Source organism: Frankia sp. AgB1.9 (genome assembly GCF_016786355.1).
In the GTDB taxonomy this organism is placed as follows: domain Bacteria; phylum Actinomycetota; class Actinomycetes; order Frankiales; family Frankiaceae; genus Pseudofrankia.
In genome coordinates this window covers 98066-115345 of the sequence record NZ_JADWYX010000015.1, presented here as the reverse complement: position 1 = coordinate 115345, position 17280 = coordinate 98066, and the positions used below count along the sequence as shown (strand labels likewise).

General features: G+C 73.2%; 9 protein-coding genes. 3 read left to right on the top strand and 6 right to left on the bottom strand.

What is annotated here, in order from left to right:
* Positions 1 to 370: 370 nt before the first annotated feature.
* Positions 371 to 874, bottom strand: a complete 504-nt coding sequence (locus I6A60_RS08080; RefSeq protein ID WP_203024142.1) for a carboxymuconolactone decarboxylase family protein — start codon at positions 872 to 874, stop codon at positions 371 to 373.
* Between the two features lie 47 nt (positions 875 to 921).
* Between I6A60_RS08080 and I6A60_RS08075 the strand changes: the two genes are divergently transcribed.
* Positions 922 to 2367 (top strand): PLP-dependent aminotransferase family protein, encoded by a 1446-nt coding sequence (locus tag I6A60_RS08075; protein ID WP_203024144.1) that lies wholly within the window; start codon positions 922 to 924, stop codon positions 2365 to 2367.
* A 160-nt stretch (positions 2368 to 2527) separates the two neighbouring features.
* Positions 2528 to 6670 carry an NB-ARC domain-containing protein gene (locus I6A60_RS43110; RefSeq protein ID WP_203024146.1) on the top strand — a complete coding sequence of 1381 codons (4143 nt, stop codon included), beginning with the start codon at positions 2528 to 2530 and terminating at the stop codon, positions 6668 to 6670.
* A 48-nt stretch (positions 6671 to 6718) separates the two neighbouring features.
* Here the strand turns inward: I6A60_RS43110 and I6A60_RS08065 are convergent, their stop codons facing one another.
* Together I6A60_RS08065 and I6A60_RS08060 are read right to left on the bottom strand one after the other, a co-directional pair.
* Positions 6719 to 8560 carry a hypothetical protein gene (locus tag I6A60_RS08065; RefSeq protein WP_203024148.1) on the bottom strand — a complete coding sequence of 614 codons (1842 nt, stop codon included), beginning with the start codon at positions 8558 to 8560 and terminating at the stop codon, positions 6719 to 6721.
* The gene (locus I6A60_RS08060) at positions 8560 to 9477 is read right to left on the bottom strand and encodes an SIR2 family protein (protein WP_203042771.1); all 918 of its coding nucleotides are present in this window, start codon (positions 9475 to 9477) and stop codon (positions 8560 to 8562) included. Before I6A60_RS08060 ends, I6A60_RS08065 begins: the two co-directional genes overlap by 1 nt.
* 457 nt (positions 9478 to 9934) lie before the next feature.
* Here I6A60_RS08060 and fxsT point away from each other — a divergent pair, with 457 nt between their 5' ends.
* Positions 9935 to 12490, top strand: coding sequence for an FxSxx-COOH system tetratricopeptide repeat protein (gene fxsT, locus I6A60_RS08055; protein WP_203024152.1), 2556 nt, complete (start codon positions 9935 to 9937; stop codon positions 12488 to 12490).
* Here the strand turns inward: fxsT and I6A60_RS08050 are convergent.
* Genes I6A60_RS08050 through fxsA form a run of 3 tightly spaced genes read right to left on the bottom strand, consistent with a single transcriptional unit; the run spans position 12397 to position 16227 of the window.
* Complete coding sequence (locus tag I6A60_RS08050; protein WP_203024154.1) at positions 12397 to 14712, bottom strand: HEXXH motif domain-containing protein; 2316 nt, start codon at positions 14710 to 14712, stop codon at positions 12397 to 12399. The two genes, fxsT and I6A60_RS08050, sit on opposite strands and share 94 nt — an antisense overlap.
* Complete coding sequence (locus I6A60_RS08045) at positions 14706 to 15983, bottom strand: FxsB family cyclophane-forming radical SAM/SPASM peptide maturase (RefSeq protein WP_203024156.1); 1278 nt, start codon at positions 15981 to 15983, stop codon at positions 14706 to 14708. The genes I6A60_RS08050 and I6A60_RS08045 overlap by 7 nt, the downstream gene beginning before the upstream one ends.
* Positions 15984 to 16038: 55 nt before the next feature.
* Positions 16039 to 16227 (bottom strand): FxSxx-COOH cyclophane-containing RiPP peptide, encoded by a 189-nt coding sequence (gene fxsA, locus I6A60_RS08040; RefSeq protein WP_203024158.1) that lies wholly within the window; start codon positions 16225 to 16227, stop codon positions 16039 to 16041.
* Positions 16228 to 17280 lie beyond the last annotated feature (1053 nt).

Genomic DNA, 17280 nt, shown 5'->3' with positions numbered 1-17280 from the left:
CGGGGGGCCGCCCCCCCCCCCCGGGGGGGGGCGGGGGCGGGCCCCCCCGGCGGCGCGCCCCCCGCCTGGCTGGTCGCGGCCGGCGGAGCGGCGTTCCTGTTGGGCTCGGCGGGTTTCCGGTGGGCGCTGGGCTTCGCGAACCCGCTGCCCAGGGCCCTCGCGGCACCGGTCTGCCTGCTGACGCCCCTGGTCGGCCGGGGGCTGTCGATGGCCGTCGAACTGGTCGCGCTGGCCGTGGTGCTGGTCGGCCCCTCGTGGTCCGTCAGCCGTTCCGCCGCCGGAGCCGTTCGTCGTAGATCTGGCACTGCGACGCGACGTCGACTCGCCCGGTGAACGTGCCGTCGGCCGCGGACAAGTCCGGCCGGGTCTGTCAGGGCTGGTAGGAGCCTGGTTCCCAGGCGTGGGTGGTGACGGCGAGGGTGTTCCAGGCGTTGATCGCCACGATCAGCGCGATCAGCGCCGCGACCTCGTCGGGGCTGAACTGCGCGGCCACCGCTTCGTAGGCCGCGGTCGGCACATGGTCGACGGCCAGCAGGGTGACCGCCTCGGTGAAGGCGAGGGCGGCGCCCTCCCGCTCGGTGAAGAAGGGCGTCTCGGCCCAGGCGGACAGGGCGTAGAGGCGCTGCTCGGTCTCGCCGATCGCCCGGGCGTCCTTCGTATGCATGTCGATGCAGTAGGCGCAGCCGTTGAGCTGCGAGGCCCGCACGCGGACCAGCTCACGCAGCCGCGCGTCGAGGCCGACCCGGTCCAGCTCCTTCGTCGCCGCGTGGTCGAGGTGTGAGACGGCGCGGTAGAACGCGCCGGCGTGGCTCTCGAAGTCCAGGCGGACCGGGACCGAACGGGCAGGGGACGCGGGGGTCGGAGTCGTTGTCATGGCACCTACGCTAGGCCCCGATTAGCCCGCGAGTAAGGTCCATTTCTGTGCCAGAAACCTGGGCCACTTCGGGATTTGACCTGCATCTGGACCTGACCGGCCCGCGGGTTCGGACGGCGCTCGAGGGCGCGCTGCGGGACGCCGTGCGAACCGGTCGCCTGGCCGCGGGGACGCGGCTGCCGTCGTCACGCTCGCTGGCGCAGGATCTGGGGATAGCCCGCAACACGGTCGCCGAGGCCTACGGCCAGCTCGTCGGCGAAGGCTGGCTGGTCGCCAGGCAGGGCTCCGGCACCAGGGTCGCCGACCGCCCGGCCAGGCCCAGTCCGGCTCGCGGGCCGGGTCGCCGCACCGACGCCGCCACAGCGGTTGCCGCCGGCGACGGTCCACCCCGGTACAACCTGCGGGCCGGATCGCCGGACCTCGCCTCGTTCCCGCGGGCCGGCTGGCTCGCGGCGGCCCGCCGGGCCCTGCTCGCGGCGCCGTCGGACGCCCTCGGCTACACCGACCCACGTGGACGCCCGGAGCTACGCGCCGCGCTGGCCGAGTACCTCGCCCGGGCCCGCGGTGTCCGGGTGACCGCCGACCGGATCGTCGTCTGCTCCGGGTTCACCCAGGCTCTGGGCCTGCTCTGCCAGGTGCTGCGGGCGCGCGGGGCGACCACCATCGCCACCGAGGCCTTCGGTCTCACGGGCAACGCCGACACGGTGACCGGCCAGGGGCTGCGCCCGCTCTTCCTGCCCGTCGACCCGCAGGGCGCCCGGGTCGGCAGCGCCACCGGCGCCGACGCCGTGCTGCTGACCCCGGCGCACCAGTTCCCGCTCGGCCAGTCCCTCTCCCCCGCGCGGCGCACCGAGGTGGTCCGCTGGGCCGCCGACACCGACGGTCTGGTCATCGAGGACGACTACGACGGCGAGTTCCGATACGACCGCCAGCCGATCGGCGCCCTGCAGTCGCTGGCTCCCGATCACGTGGTCTATGCCGGTACCGCGAGCAAGACCCTCGCGCCAGGGCTGCGGCTGGCCTGGCTCGTCGCGCCCGGGCCGCTCGTCGCCGAGCTCACCGCGGCCAAGGCGGCGGCCGACCGGCAGTGCGGCGCGCTGGATCAGCTGACCCTGGCCGAGTTCCTCGCCTGCGGCGAGTACGACCGGCACGTCCGCCGCCGCCGGCTCGCCTACCGGCGCCGCCGTGACCGCCTCGTCGAGACCCTCCGCCGCGACGTCCCGCACCTGCGGGTCAGGGGCATCGCGGCTGGTCTGCACGCGGTGGTCGACCTGCCCGACGGCCAGACCGAGGCCGCCGCGGTGGCCCGGGCCGCGCGCCGCGGGCTCGCCGTCGAGGGCCTAGGCGCCTACAACCTCGCGCGGCAGCCGCATCGGCCGGCCCTCGTCGTCGGCTACGCCACCCCGCCCGACCACGCTTTCACCACCGCGCTCGCCCGGCTGTCCGCCCTGCTGGCCGAACCAGGCGAATCCGCCGAGGGCGCCGACCGCTGACCTTCGATCTTCTTCGCTGACAGGCCGCACCGGCTTGACCTGGAGTTGTACAGACGGCTGCCCCTCCGCAATCGCCCCGCTGCGTTCCGCTTGTTCGGGTTAGGCGCGGTTGATGCCCGATACGGGTAGCGTGATGAGCCAGGTCCCCAGGGAGTGCGCTATGGATCTCATCGGCGGAGATCAGGGTGCTACGGGTGGCTCCGGACCGAACCCGCCGTGGCGGATCTTCATCAGCCACACCAGCGAGCTTGCCCGGCACCCTGCGCGCCTGCCATTCGTCGTGGCCGCGAAAAGAGCCATTACGGACTCCGGTCATGTCGCGGTCGACATGTCCGGTTTCGAGCCGGAGGACAACGACCCCGCCGAGATGTGTCGGCGCCGGGTCGGCGACTGCTCGATCTACCTCGGAATCATCGGATTCCGGTACGGCTCCCCCGTGCGCGGCCACGAGGACGTCTCCTACACGGAGCTGGAGTTCGACACGGCGACCGCACTCGGGCTGGAACGCCTGGTGTTCCTCCTCGACGAGAAACGCACGATGGGAACGCACGAGTGGCTGGCCGACGTCAGCTACGGCCAACGCCAGCTGGCCTTCCGCACCCGGGTCATGGATGACCTGGTCGCGACGTCGGTCGCGTCCCCCGAGGAGCTCGAAGCAAAGATCATTCGTGCGCTCGTGGGCCTGCAGGAGCGCCGCGCCCGGGCGGAACGCCGGGCGGCGGCGGCCGTCCTCATCCACCCTCCCGCACTGCCGTTGCGGTCACGGCGGCCCCTCGAGCACGTCGTGGAGCGGCCCGAGCTGACCGGGAGGCTGATCACGGCGCTCACCTCGGACGGCTCCGCGCCGGTCGCCGTCCGGGGCGGCGGCGGGTTCGGCAAGTCGACGCTGGCCACCGTCATCGCCGACCGGCCCGAGATCCTGGCCCGGTTTCCGGACGGGCACATCTGGATGGACATCGGTCCCGACCTGGCCGGCCCCCGACTCGCCGCGAAGATCAACGAATGCGCGACCTGGCTCGGCGCGGTCGGGCCCGGCCCGGCGGACCCGCACCTGGCCGGCGTGCGCCTGGGCGACCTGCTCGGTGAGCGCCGAATACTGATCATCATCGACGATGTCTGGCGGGCGGAGCAGCTACAGCCGTTCCGGGAGGGCGGGCGCAACTGCCGCCGGCTGGTCACCACCCGGGACCGGGCCGTCCTGCCGATGGACTGCGTGCTGGTCGACGTCGACGTCATGGCACCCGGGCAGGCGGTACGTCTGCTCACCGAGGCGGTTCCCGGGCTGGACGACGACCGGGCCGGGCCGCTCGCCCAGCGCTGCGGCTACTGGCCGGTACTGCTGCGGCTGGTCGCCGGCCACCTGCACGGCATGTTGCTCGACGGCCGCCCGCTGGCCGGGGCGCTCACGGAGGTCATCGACGGTCTGGACGAGGAGGGCCTGGCGGCGTTCGACGACAGCACCCGCCGGGAGCGGGCCGTCGCGGCGACGGTCGAGGCGAGCCTGCGGCTGCTCGGCGAGATGGACGCCTTCGGTGACGGGGCGCTCGAACGATTCCAGGACCTGGCCGCCTTCCCACGGGGCGCGACGATCCCGCGGGACCTGCTGGACGTGCTCTGGCGGCACACCGCCGGGTGGGGCCGGCTGCAGACGAGCCGGTTCTGCCTGCGGCTGACCGACCTGTCCCTGGCCCTCTCCGTGCCAGGGGAGGATGGCGGGCTGCGGCTGCACGACGTCATGCACGAGTACCTCCAGACGCAGCTAGGCCCGCGGCTGCCCGAGGTCCACGTCCGGCTGCTCGCCGCGCGCGCCCGCGACCTGCCCGCCGAGGACGGCCAGCCGGCCTGGTCCCAGCTGCCGGAAGAGGAGCGGTACCTGTGGGAGCACCTGGCCGTGCACCTGGCCGAGGCCGGCGAGCACGACAGGCTCGTCGCGCTGGTGCAGGACCTGCGCTGGGTGGCTGCCAAGATCCGCCTGGTCGGGCCCGCCAGCGTGGAGGCGGACATGGCGCTGCTCGGGGCGCATCCGGTCGCGCTCGCGCTGGCCAGGCTCGTGCGGCAGACGGCGAACCTGCGTGAGAGCGGCGACGCGCCACAGGCCGTCGTCGCGACGCTCGCCGCCTACGCCGCCGGCATCGAGGTGCTCGCACCGGCCGCGCGGCGCGCGCTGCGGCGGCTGCCCGGCCAGGCGCTGCGGCCGGTGGTGCCGCCGCTGCCCGACCAGCCCGACCCGGCGCTGCTGCGGACCCTGACCGGGCCGATCGGCCACATCACCGGACTGGCGGTGGCCGATGACGAGTCCTGGCTCGCCGCCGGCGGTGGCGCGGATGCCGGCGACGGCGAGGGCACGGTGGTGATCTGGCACCTGCCCACCGGAGGCGAACGGGTCCTGCGCGCCGGCCACAGCGGTCCCGTCTCGGCGCTCGCGGCCTCCCGGGACGGGTCCTGGCTGGCGTCGGCCGACAGGGACGGGACAGTGCGGATCTGGGACGTCGAGACCAGTCGACCGCGGCACCTGCTGACCGGTCACAGCGGGCGGGTCGCGATCCTGGCGGCGGCGCCAGACGGGTCCTGGCTCGCCTCCGGCGGGGCGGGCGACGGGACGGTCCGGATCTGGAACACCGCCGACGGCACACTGCGCCACGTGCTGCCCAGCGCCGGCGCCTGGATCTCCGCGATGGCCGTCGGCCCGGACGGGCGCTGGCTCGCCGTCGGCGCCGGCGACGGGTCGCTCCGGGTCTGGGACCCGGCGACCGGCGCCTGTTCGGCATCGACGCAGGCACACGCCGGCTGGGTGTCGGCGCTCGCGGTCGAGCCAGGCGGAAGTTGGCTCGCGTCCGGCGGCGGCGACGGCACCGTCCGGCTCTGGGCCCCCGCCGCGCTGCTCGCCGAGGGCTCCAGCCCGCCGGCTCCGCCCGCGCGGCCCAGTGGCGCCGGCGGTCCCGCCGGCCCGGCGACCCTGGTCGCGGCCCCGGACGGCTCGTGGCTGGCCTCCGGCGGCGGTGACGGTCGCGTGCGGCTGTGGGACCCGGTCCACGGCGTCGAGCGCCGGGTGCTGAGCGGGCACGCCGGCGACGTCACCGCGCTCGTCGTCGCGCCCGACGGGTCATGGCTGGCATCGGCCGCCGGTGACGGGACGATCCAGGTCGCCGACCCGCGGGCGGTCAGCGACCGCGTGCTGGTGCCCGGCCATGCCCGTCCAGCGCACGCGCTGGTGGCCGCGCCGAACGGGTCGTGGCTCGCGTCCGCCGGGGGCGACGGAACGGTACGCATGTGGGACCCGGCCGCGGTCGGGGCCGAACGGGCCGAGCCGGTCGGGCGGATCCGCGGGGTGACCGCGATCGAGTCGGCCGGGTCCGACGGCTGGCTGGCCGTCGGCTCCGGCGACGGGGTGATCCGGCTGTGGGACGCCCAGGCGGGAGCCGAACGCGCCGCGCTCACCGGGCACCCGGCCTCGGTCCGGGCCCTCGCCGCCCCGTCCGACGGGCGGTGGCTCGCCTCGCTGGACGACGACAACGTCGCGCGGGTCTGGGATCCGCGTGAGGGCACGCACACCAGGCTCACCTCGGCCGGTCTCACCACGCGGGTCTCGGCGTTGCTGGCCGACCCGCGCGGATCCTGGCTGGCCTCCGGTGGGCCGGACGCCGTGGTCCGGCTGTGGAACCCGGTATCCGGCACGGAACGCGCGGTACTTCCCGGGCATGGCCAGGGCGTCCTGGCGCTGGCCGCGCCGGCCGACGGGTCCTGGCTCGCCTCGGCGGGCGGGGACGCGACCGTACGCGTCTGGGACCCGGCCGAGGGGCAGGGCGCGTCACCGCTGCACGTCTTCGACGGTCACACCAGCCGCGTGCAGTGGCTGGCGGCGGCGCCGAACGGGTCCTGGCTCGCCTCGGCCGGCATCGACGGGACCATCCGGATCTGGGACGTCGGCACGGGAGCGCGCCGTCTGGTCCTCGGCGGCGACCTGCACGACGTCTGGGCACTGGCCGCGGCCCCGGACGGGGCCTGGCTCGCCTCGGGCGGGGCGGACGCCTGCGTACGGATCTGGGACCCGGTCGGCGGGGTCGAGCGGCACGTGCTGACCGGCCACCGCGAGGGTGTCGCCGCGCTCGCGGTCTCGCCGGACGGTGCCTGGATCGCCTCGGTGAGCAGCCGGGACCGCACGGCCCGCATCTGGACGCCGGGCGGCACGGCGGCCACCATGATCCGGCTGGACGGGGCGCTGCACTGCTGCCGGTGGACCGGTCCGACCCGACTGGCCGTCGGCGGCGCCCGCGGGCTTTACCTGTTCGACCTCGCGGGCTGACCTCGTCGCCAGCCCCCCGTCTCCAGGACCCCCGGTCTCGGGGCAAGATCAGGCCGGCGGTGCCAGTGGCCCGGGTTGGTCGGTCTCCCCGCGCAGCCGCCGCACCCGGTCACGCGCCGCCGCCACGTCCGGCCGCCGCGCCGTCTGCGGCGAGAGCCGCTCGACCATCTCCAGATCACGCAGCGCCGCCGCGATCGAGCCACTCTCGGCGTGCAGGGTCCCGCGCAGCGCCAGTGCCTCGATGTTGCTGAGCTCCAGGGCCAGCGCGCTGTTGAGCACGCCGATGGCCGCGTGCCGCTGGCCGGCCTGGGCGAGCGCCTTCGCGTGATCGGTACGCAGGTCGATGTCGCCGGGCAGCCGCGCCGAGGCGGAGGCGAGCTCGTCGGCCGCGTTCGCGACCTGTGCGTGGCGCAGCAGCAGCCGGCCGAGGGAGGCGAGCACCCGTCCGCCGGCGGTCAGGTCGCCGAGCGCGTCGAACGCCGCCGCCGCGGTCCGATACCGCTCGGCGGCCTCGTCCGGCCGGTTACGACCGGAGGCGATGTGCGCGACGAGCGCCTCGACCTCCGCACGGAAGCGGCCGTCGCCGGGGTCGGTGCTGAAGCGGACCGCCTCGGTGGCGTACTGCTCGGCCAGCGCCAGGTCCCCGTCGGCCAGCGCGCTCTCGGCGGTGCGCAGCAGCAGCGCGTTGCGGGACTGGGTCGGCTCCTCCTCGACGCCTGACCACGACCGCGTGCCCGCGCGGATCGGCTCGATCAACCGGTCGTGCAGGAGCTCGTACCAGCGGGAGCCGGCCCGGTCGTCGGCCTTCAGCAGGTGCAGCCGGGCCAGTTCCCGGGGGATCGAGTTGGTCATCCCAGCGGTCGAGCTGATCCCCTCGTAGACCGTGCTGCGGGTGCCCAGCTCGGTGATGAACTGGGCCCGCACCCACCGCCACAGCTCGGCCGTCGGCAGCCCGTGCTGCGCGGCCACCTCGGCGATGGCCCGCGCGCAGACGTTGCCGAGCATGCGGTCGATGTCCGCGTGGTCCAGCAGGTACTGGGAGGAGATCAGCTCGACGTCCTCGGGCAGGGCGTCCCACAGGGCGGAGCAGACCATCTGCAGGTGGCTGGGCTCGACGGTGTCGGAGGCGACCGTGCGCCGCTCGCCGAGCGTGTTGGTGAACGTGACCGCGCGCAGGTCCGCCACCAGCCGCTCGGCGACACCGGCGGCGAAGGCACGCCCGGTGCCGGCGAGCGGCCCGGTCACGGCCGCGAGGGCGGCCTCGGGCCGCATCGACGCCATCGAGTACCGGTAGGCGCCGGACGGCACGATGTCCTGCTCGTAGGGGAGCAGGCGGGCGAGCGCGTCCTCCCGGATCGAGACGAGCAGCCGCAGCCGCGGCACCGCCGCGACCGCCTCCCGCAGGTCGGCGATGAAATCCTCGCGGTAGCCGATCCGATGCGGGAGATCCGAGAACAGCTCCTCGAACTGGTCGATCGCGCCGTAGAGCGGGACCTGGTCACCGAACCGATCCCGCTGGTCCTCGACGCCGCGCAGGAACGCCGTGATCGACATGCCGGTCAGCTGAGCCGGCGAGGTCGCCCGCGACCAGGTCGAGAGCAGCGAGTAGGTGTAGGGGTTGAGGTTCGGCATGCCGGCCGTCGGGAACGCGGTGCCCTGCGAGACGCGGCCGAGCGGCAGCACCTCGGCGGCCTCGCCGGCGAACCGGGGCAGGACGCCGGCCCGTAGCAACGACGTCTTGCCGACCCCGGACTGGCCGAACAGCACCACCAGCCGGTGGGACTCCCACAGCGCCCGGACGGTTTCGCTCTCCTGGTCGCGGCCATGGAAGAGGTGCCGGTCACCGACGTCATAGGAACGCAGGCCGAGATACGGGCGCCCCGCGGCCATCAGGCCCACCCCAGTCGGTCACCGAGGGCCGTGCAGAACTCGCCGAGGTCTCCCCAGAAGACCGCGATGTTCCATCGCTGAAAATAGCCCGCCAGATAGCGCTGCGCCTCGGCGACGCGTTCCGGATCATCTTCCGGCCCTGGCGGGGAGAGTTGCAGGACGGCGCGCCGTCGCGGCTCCATCGCGGCGACCGTCCGCAGCAGCCCGTGAAAAAGGAACCGGAACGTCCAGTCGTGGATGTCGTATCCGAGGAAGAGCAGCGGCCGGGTGGTGAGCGCCGGGCGAAGCTGTGTCGGTATCAGCTGCCGGCCGTTGCCCCGGTCCGCCGCGAGGCCGAGCAGGAAGTCCAGGTGGTCCTCTTCGGTGACGACCATCGAGCGTGGGTTACTGGCGTTTCCATGGAGGTGGTAGACGACCGGCTCACGGGAGTTCGGGAAGCGCAGCAGCCCTTCTTCGGCGGCGCGGGACCCGACCGCCTCGGCGTTGAGATTCCACGGGCAGATAGCGGAACGTGGATTCTTTCCCTGCCGGCGCAGCGCCTGCGCGAGGAATCCGTCGTAGTTGGTGGTCAGATACACCGGCAGCGGCAGCCGGGCGAGGAGCGCGTGTGGTTCGGTCTGCACCTCGAAGTCCGGCGGTGGGACGGCCAGGATCTCGTCGGCGAGCTGTTGGCGCACGAACGCCGGCTCCCGCCGGTGGACCGGGTCGATCGCCGCGGCGCGTTCGCCGTCTCCGCCCGCCGGCGCGGGACCGAACGTGGCGACGAGACCGTCGAGAAGACTCGGTGGCGCAGCATGAACCGGGCCCACCGGCCGCTCGCCGCGACCGTCGCGCGGCATCGCGCCAGCCCCGAGCAGCGGGGTGCACGCCCCGTTCTTGAGCTGGTCGACGAGCCGGCTCCAGTCCTTGTCGTCCACCCCTGGCCCCCGCTGGTCGCACCCGTGGCCAGTGCCGGTGGCCACGCCCGTCCCCACCCACCCAGCCCGCGCCGACGACCGGGCCGGCAGGGGCTCGTCGGCATTTTTTGTATACCTGACGGCGGCCGAGGACAGTGGCGAATTCGAGGAGTCAGCCGTCGTTCGTTTTCCCGTTACCAGGTGGCTGGCCCGAACAGCGGTGTCCGGCGCGGGCCTGCGGCGCCGAGTTGGCAGCGGTCACCGCTGGTCGCGGGGAATACCTGACACGCCTCGAATGTGGGCTCCGGAAACACCCGCGCGCGGGCCCGGCCAGATGCGATGATGAGGACGGTGGCTCCTCGCCTCGGCGTGTGCCCACCCGGCGTCGCGCCGTGCGTCGTTCGTCGCGGCAAAACTCGGCCGGCAGCCAGCGTCGATGTCGAGGATGCGTCGTCGGAACCTTTGCAGAGGGGGAGACATGGCCGTCGCCGAGCCCCGGGACCTGCCCGCGCGCGCGGTTCCCGTCGTCTGGGGCAACGTTCCGCAGCGGAACAAGAACTTCACCGGCCGGGAATCCCTGCTGGAAAAGCTGCGCGCGAACATGACGTCGGACGGGATGGCCCTGCTACCGCATGCCCTACAGGGGCTGGGTGGCGTCGGAAAGACGCAGCTGGCGGTCGAGTACGCGTACAAGTTCTCACACGACTACCAGGTGGTCTGGTGGATTCCCGCGGACCAGGCCGCGCTCGCCCGGGCCGCGCTCGCGTCGCTCGCACCCCGGCTCGGCATCACCGGCGCGACCCGGATCGAGGAGGCGGTGTCCGCGGTACTGGACGCGCTGCGTCGCGGTGAGCCGTTCCAGCAATGGCTATTGATCTTCGACAACGCGGACCAGCCCGAGACGATCCGCGAGCTGATGCCGCACGGCCCGGGCCATGTGCTTGTCACCTCCCGCAACCATCGCTGGCACAGCATGGTCGACACGGTCGAAGTGAACGTGTTCAGCCGGGTGGAGAGCCTGGAGTTCCTGCGCCGCCGGGTGCCGGGCATCGGCGAGGTCGACGCCCGGCGGCTCGCCGAGGAGCTCGGCGACCTGCCGCTGGCGCTGGAGCAGGCCGGCGCCCTGCAGGCCGAGACCGGAATGTCGGTCGACGACTACCTGAACCTGCTCTCCCGGGCCGCGACCGAGGTGCTGCAGGAGAACCCGCCGTCGGACTACCCCGTGCCCGTCGCAGCCGCCTGGAGCCTGTCCATGGCCCGGCTGCGCGACCAGATGCCGTTCGCCCTGGAGATCCTGCGCCGGTGCGCGTTCTTCGGCGCCGAGCCGATCTCCCGCGAGCTGCTGGTGCTCGGCCGCTTCGTCCTCGACGCGCCACTGCGCGACCTCGTCGCCGACCCGATCATGATGAGTCGAGCCACCCGCGAGCTGGGCCGGTACGCGCTCGCCAGGATCGACAACCACCGCCGCACCCTCCAGGTACACCGACTGATCCAGCGCCTCATCCAGGACGAGCTGGATGACGACGTGGCGGCCCGCATCCGCGACGAGGTGCACGCGATGCTCGCCGCGGCCACCCCGGACGACGCCGATGCGGTCGAGCGCTGGCCCGACTTCGAGCTCGTGGTGCCGCATGTCGGCCCGTCCGGGGCGATCACCAGCCGCCGTCCCGACGTGCGCCGGCTGGTCAGCAACGTCGTCCGGTACTACTACAACGTCGGCGACACCGCGGGAAGTCTCGCGCTCGCGGACGAGGCGCTGGCCCAGTGGATCGACGACGACGGCGGCGTCGAGAACCGCGGCGTTCTGGAGCTCAACCGGCGCAAGGCGGACGGGCTGTGGGCGCTCGGACGCTATGAGCAGGCCTACGAGCTGCGGCGCACGACGCTCGACCTGATGCGGCGCGTGCTCGGCGAGGACGACGAGGAGACCCTGCGCATCACCAACGGGCACGGCGCCGACCTGCGCGCCCGGGGCGAGTTCAAGGTCGCTCGGGCACTCGACGAGGACTCGCTGTCCCGCCACCGCCGGGTGTTCGGAGAGGACCACCCGGAGACCTTCCAGGCGGCGAACAACCTCGCCGTCGACCTGGAGCTGACCAGCGACTATCGCGCCGCCTACGAGACGGACGAGAAGACCCGGCAGGACCGGCTCGACTTCTACGGCCGCGACGACAACATCCAGGTCATCTTCTCGATGAACGCCGTCGCCCGGGACCTGCGCCAGCTCGGCCTCTACCTGCAGGCCCGGGATCTCGCCGAGCAGGCATACCTGTTGTTCCAGGACGTGGTCGCCCGCAACGTGCTGCGCGAGAACCACGCCTGGGTGCTGCTCCAGGCGAAGGACCTCTCGGTGGCCCGCCGGATGGCCGGCGACTTCCCGGCCGCCCTGGAGCTCGCGACCGACGTCCACGAGCGCTATGTCCGCGACTTCACCGCGAACCATCCGGACACCCTCGCGGCGGCGATCAACCTCGGCAACGCGCTGCGCCGAACCGGGGACCTCGACCGCGCGGCGAGCCGGATCGAGCAGACGGTCGACGGCTATCGGCGCGCGCTGGGCGACGGGCACCCGTTCACCCACGCCAGCATCCTCAACCTCGCGATCATCCAGCGGCAGATCGCCAACAGGACCGGTGACCTCGGCCGCGTCGAGGCGGCCAGAACCCGGCTCCAGGCCGCGCTGGACAGCCTCGAGGCAACCGTCGGCCGAGACCACCACTACACCCTGACCTGCGCCTCCAGCCTCGCGACCGCCCACGCCGACCTCGGCGAGGTCGGCGAGTCACGGGCGCTCGGCGAGCGGGTGCTGCCGCGGCTGGCCGCCGTGCTCGGGGACGACCATCCGCACACGCTGATGTGCGCGGCCAATCTCTCCCTCGACCTGCGGTCCCAGGGGCAGGCCGCTGAGGCCGACGTGCTGCTCGACGACACCCTGAGCCGTTACCGTCGGGCGCTCGGCGCCAGCCATCCCGACGTCGCGGAGGTCGAGGACGGCGTCCGCGTCGACTTCGTGTTCGAGCCGTCGCCGCTGTAGACGTCCGGCGCCGTAGCCAACCAGTCGGCAAGCTCGAGGGGCAGCGGTGCCGCGCCGGCGGCCCGCAGATGCGTGTACAGGGCCAGAACGACCTCTGGGCGGCGGACCATGGGGTCGTGCTCACGCGGCGTCCCTCGGCGCGCGAGCGCGAGCCCAGCCCACAGGTCGATCCGGTCCGGCTGCGCGAGGATCAGGTCCTGATACGCCGGAACGGCGGCGGCCGCCTGCCCGGTGAGCAGCAGCAGGTCGGCGGGCGTCGCGTCAGGAACGGCGCTGGCCAGCCGGACCGGTTCCCGGACGAGCTCCTCGAACCGCTCCGGCTCCCGTAGCCGCAGATAGCTCAGCCGCAGCCGACCGTGAGTCACGAACCGCGGCACGCTGGGAGCGAGGTCGTCCGGCCTGGCTGACTCGGCGACGGCCCAACCAACGGCCGGGGGCTTCGCGCCCCCCAGCTCCGTGCCCCCCAGCTCGGTGCTCACGACCGCCGTGCTTGCGGGCAGCGGCGGGCATGGTTGGTCCGCTCGCCAGGCCTGGCCGAGTGCGGCGACGAACGGGCCGCGAGGGCGGACGTTGCGCAACCGCCAGGTGATCCGGTGTTCGGCGTTGGCGATGTCCGCCAGCGTGGCGGCGTCCGCGGGAACCGCGCCGTCCGCGATCGCGGCCAGACCGCGCCGCATGCCGCCCACGAACTGCTCACCCAGACCGGTCAGCACGCCCGACCTCGTCAAGGTGTCCATCACGCCGGGGAGCTCGGCCCGCCAGCGCGCGTACTCGAACTGGGCCAGCCGCCCGCCGGCGCCGCCTGCCGTCGACCGGTGGACGTTCCAGAAATCGGTGAGCGCCAGGAAGGCGAACGCGCCCTGGGTGAGCCCCGGCACCGGCCGCGGGTCGCGCCGCCACGGTGAGTAGTGGACGGCCCGCCGGTCCGGCTCGAACAGGGGGACGAGGTCGAGCAGTGCCGAGAGTCGGCTGTGGGCCAGCTCGTGGACGAGCGACGCGGCCAGCGCCAGCCCGCTGTGCGGAAGGGTGAGCGCCATGGCTCCGAACGCGTCGGCGCAGGAGGCACTCAGCTCCTCGGTGTCGCGCGCGGAGCGCAGCGGGATGAAGGACGCGAGCGCGGACGCCACTGTCGAAGCGCGATCAGGATGGTGGCGTACCAGCAGCTCCCAGGCCTCGTCCAGCCGGTGATGCCAGACGGCCAGCTCGCTGTCGTCGAGGCGGGGCGTCGGAGGCACTCGGTGGAAGGACCGGAACGGGTCGATGTCGTCGAGGTCCACCTCCAGCCGGCGGCCGTCGATTTCGCTGACCAGGGCGCGCAGCGGCAACCAGCCCGGCGCGGCGGAACCGGGGTCGGCCTGGCTTGGCACCCGGAACGCCCGGTCGATGACCCCGGTGCCGGCGCCGGTCCGACCGTCGCCATCCGAGGTCAGCTCAAGGTCGAAGCGGGCAAGGACCTCCCCTGGCGCGCTGTGCGACAGGACGGACAACGACACTCGGCGGGGACCTGTCGCGTGCGCCTCGGCCGGACGTCCCCGGCGGACGGGCTTTGGGGTGCGCCTCGCCGACCCGCGCCCGTCCGGGGCCGGACCCACGCGGATCCGCACCCAGCCGGATGTCCCCTCGACCGTGGCAAGCCCCAGCGTCGGGAAGATCAGCCCACCGTCCAGGGTGTGCGCGATGACCTCGCACTCCCGCCCGACGAGCATCGCCGCCGTCGCGGCGAGCGTGCCGAAACAACCGAGCTGGGCGGCGAGGTTGTCGCGGTCCGCGCCGGCCGGGCGACGGGATGCCTGCGCTTCATCCCCCTGATCCGCGGCCTGATCCGCGGGGGCGCCATGCCCGTACAGCAACCGCAGGCAGCGCATGCCCCAGGCCCCGATCTGCGGATGCAGCAGCAGGCGGTCCACCTCGGCGCGGTGTGCGCGGTGGCTCCCGCGTAGGAGCGTCAACGACGCGTCGAGGTCGGCGAGGACGGCGAGGTCAGGACGGCGTTCGGCGGCGGCGCTGGCGAGCGCCTGGACGAGCAGCATTCGCCTGCTGAGCTGGCCGGCGCGAAGGATCGCGGGATCACCATGGCCCGCGGCGATCGCGTCGAACTCCTCGACTGCGAGTCGATGCCGGGTCAGGCCCTGGTGGCCCATCGGCTCGGCCACCAGGGCCGCGAGCGCCCGGCCTGGGGGGTTCGCGGCGCGTTCGGACGGCCCTGAGTACCCGGTCAGCACTGGGGCGCCCTCCGCAGTCCGGTGAGATCCGCGACCACGCGGGTCTCGATGTGCCGAACCAGGCGGAAGAGGTCCGGACAATAGACGGACGGGTTTTTGAAGCCTGAGCCCGCCCGATAACGATGTGGATAGTAGCCACCGCCGCAGATCCGGCCGACGGGGCAAGCGCGGCAGTCCGCGGCGAGTGCCTCGGTGCCGATCTGTCGCGCGACGATTGACGGTTCACCGAGGACGTCGTCGAAACTGTGTGCAAAGACGTCGAGCCCGGTGGCCGCGGCCCGGTCGTAGGCGGACTTCAGGGTGTCCACCTGTTCCACTGAGCCGTCCGTCTCCACCACTACCAGACCAACTGGCGACAACCCAACGGCCTCCGACCGGCTGGCGCCGCCGAGAACGAGCTGGATTATCTCCGAAAACAGCCGCACGTTGGTCTCCTGGCGCGGCGCGGAATACCAGCGGTCGAACAGAGGAATCAGCCAGTCCGCATAGGGAGTGCCGTCGTTGGGATGACGCCCGGGTGGTGGAGTGCTCCAGTTTCCATGCGGCAGGATCACATCAATGGCGGGGGGCGCCCAGCTGAGGAGCTCCGCGTACAGCGCAAGGGGGTCGGCGGCGACGTCGACCACGGCCAGCAGGCCTGAGAAGATCCGCCGATACCGCGCCGAGGTGAGCAGCTCCAGACCGCGCCGGACCTGCGCGTAGCTGCCGCGGCCGTCGGCGAACCGGCGGCGCCGGTCATGGGCGTCGGCCGGGCCGTCCAGGCTCACGCAGACGGCGATGTCCAGGTCGGCGAGCTGGTCGAGCAGCCCGGCCCGCAGCGAGACCCCGTTGGTCTGGGTGGTGACCCGCAGCCGGACCCCTGGGTCGACCTGCCGGCGCAGCTCGTCGGCCAGCCAGGTGACGAACTCGGCGCCGGCCAGCAGCGGTTCGCCACCGTGCAGCACCACCTCGGCCTCGGTCAGGCCGTGGGCCGACGTGTGCTCGGCGATTCGCCGGACCGCCTGGGCGGCGGTCGCCCGGCTCATCCGAGGAGGCTGGCGGCGCCAGCCGGTGTCGGCCGCCGAATAGACGTAGCAGTAGTCGCAGGCAAGGTTGCAGCGACTGTGAATTTTCAGGATGAACTGGCGGAAAGGCCGGGGCCTCCAACCGCCTCCGCGCAGCGCGGCAACGTCGAGAAGGTCGCCCGGCCACTCCGCTACCGGGCTACCAGCAGCCGACTCCGCTACCGGGTCTCCGGAGGCAGGGTGGAACTGCCTCGTGGTGAACGGCACGAGCTGCACGGTCGGCGGTGATCGGCGGTGATCGGCGGGATGGTTCCGGGCGAATTTATATACTCGACTGGAAGCCGGCCAGCGTCTCCTCCGGGTGACTCGCGTCGCGTAGTAGGCGGCGCAGCGACTCGGTGAGGACGTCGGCTTCGAGGCCCTCCAAGTCGGCCAAGTCGAGGCGAAGTAGATCGACCATGGTGGTCTCCACCTCGGCGTCGCTCTCCATCCCGGCGGATGCCGTGTCCATCGGCCATCTCCTTCAGCCCTCGGGCGCCGACTTCCGCGGTCCCGGCCCGCGAGCCATGAGTGGCAGACGGGCATCCTGAGATGACCGCCGCGCGCCCAAGCCCCCGCCCCGATGGCCTGGTCACGGCGCCTGGCCCGTCTCGGACGTACTTCTCCCACAGCCCGATCCCCGACGGTCCCAACGGTCCGACGGTAGCCCGGTCCGAACGCCCAGTTTCCGACTGGACTAGTACCTTTTTTATCAAAAGAACTGCCAGGCTCGGTCGGAGCCTGCGGTCAGCTTAGCGAAGGCAGGCCCCGCGGGCTCGCGCGGCCACCTGTGGCGTGTGTGGCGCGAGCTGCGGTCGACGCTTTGGGCGACGGATTCGACGGTAGCCCGACCCGGTCAACGAAGAATTTCGCCCACGCGACCGCGAACGGAGCAGTCCGGCGCGATCCGCCCGCTCACTGCGGCTGACGTGTGGAGTGTGCCACCATTAGCCGGGTTGCCCGGGCCTCGTGGCCCACCCCCGCGTTACACCGAGGTATCGCCAGGACCCCGCACTTAAAAAAACAGTTGTCGAACCAAGTTTGACCCAATAGCCGATGGTTCGAGAGTCAACGGGATTGCCGCCTTGAGTCTCCGTGCACTCCGTGCCGGGCGCCGTGGCGCCCGGCACGGGCCAGAACCTGCCTGGCGGTCAGGTGCTTCCCAGCCGGCCGGCGGTCGCCCTGCGGCCGAACGACTCCGTCGCCGGGTACGTGCCACGCCGCGACTGCGCGGGAAGCCTCCTGACAACGTTCTGCCAACCAGCCCCAGAACGCGCCCCGGCCGGCTGGCCGCCCGACCACGCCCCGGCCAGACGGCGCGCCCGGTGCTGCTCGCCGAGCGCGACGGTTCCGGCTGCGCCGACCGTGGCGGCCTCCGCGACAGCGGTCTGAGTCGCAGCGGTCCGCGTGGCCGCGGCCCGCCCCCCCGCCGGCCCCCGGGGCGGCCCCCGCCCCGCCCCCCCCCGGCCCCCCGTCCCGCCGGTGGCGGCCGGCCGCGGGGGGGGGGCCCGGGGGGTGGGGGTGC

Coding starts and splice junctions, on each gene's coding strand:
- I6A60_RS08080 (WP_203024142.1), bottom strand. CDS start 874: ATGACAACGACTCCGACCCCCGCGTCCCCTGCCCGTTCGGTCCCGGTC.
- I6A60_RS43110 (WP_203024146.1), top strand. CDS start 2,528: ATGGATCTCATCGGCGGAGATCAGGGTGCTACGGGTGGCTCCGGACCG.
- I6A60_RS08065 (WP_203024148.1), bottom strand. CDS start 8,560: ATGGCCGCGGGGCGCCCGTATCTCGGCCTGCGTTCCTATGACGTCGGT.
- fxsT (WP_203024152.1), top strand. CDS start 9,935: ATGGCCGTCGCCGAGCCCCGGGACCTGCCCGCGCGCGCGGTTCCCGTC.
- fxsA (WP_203024158.1), bottom strand. CDS start 16,227: ATGGACACGGCATCCGCCGGGATGGAGAGCGACGCCGAGGTGGAGACC.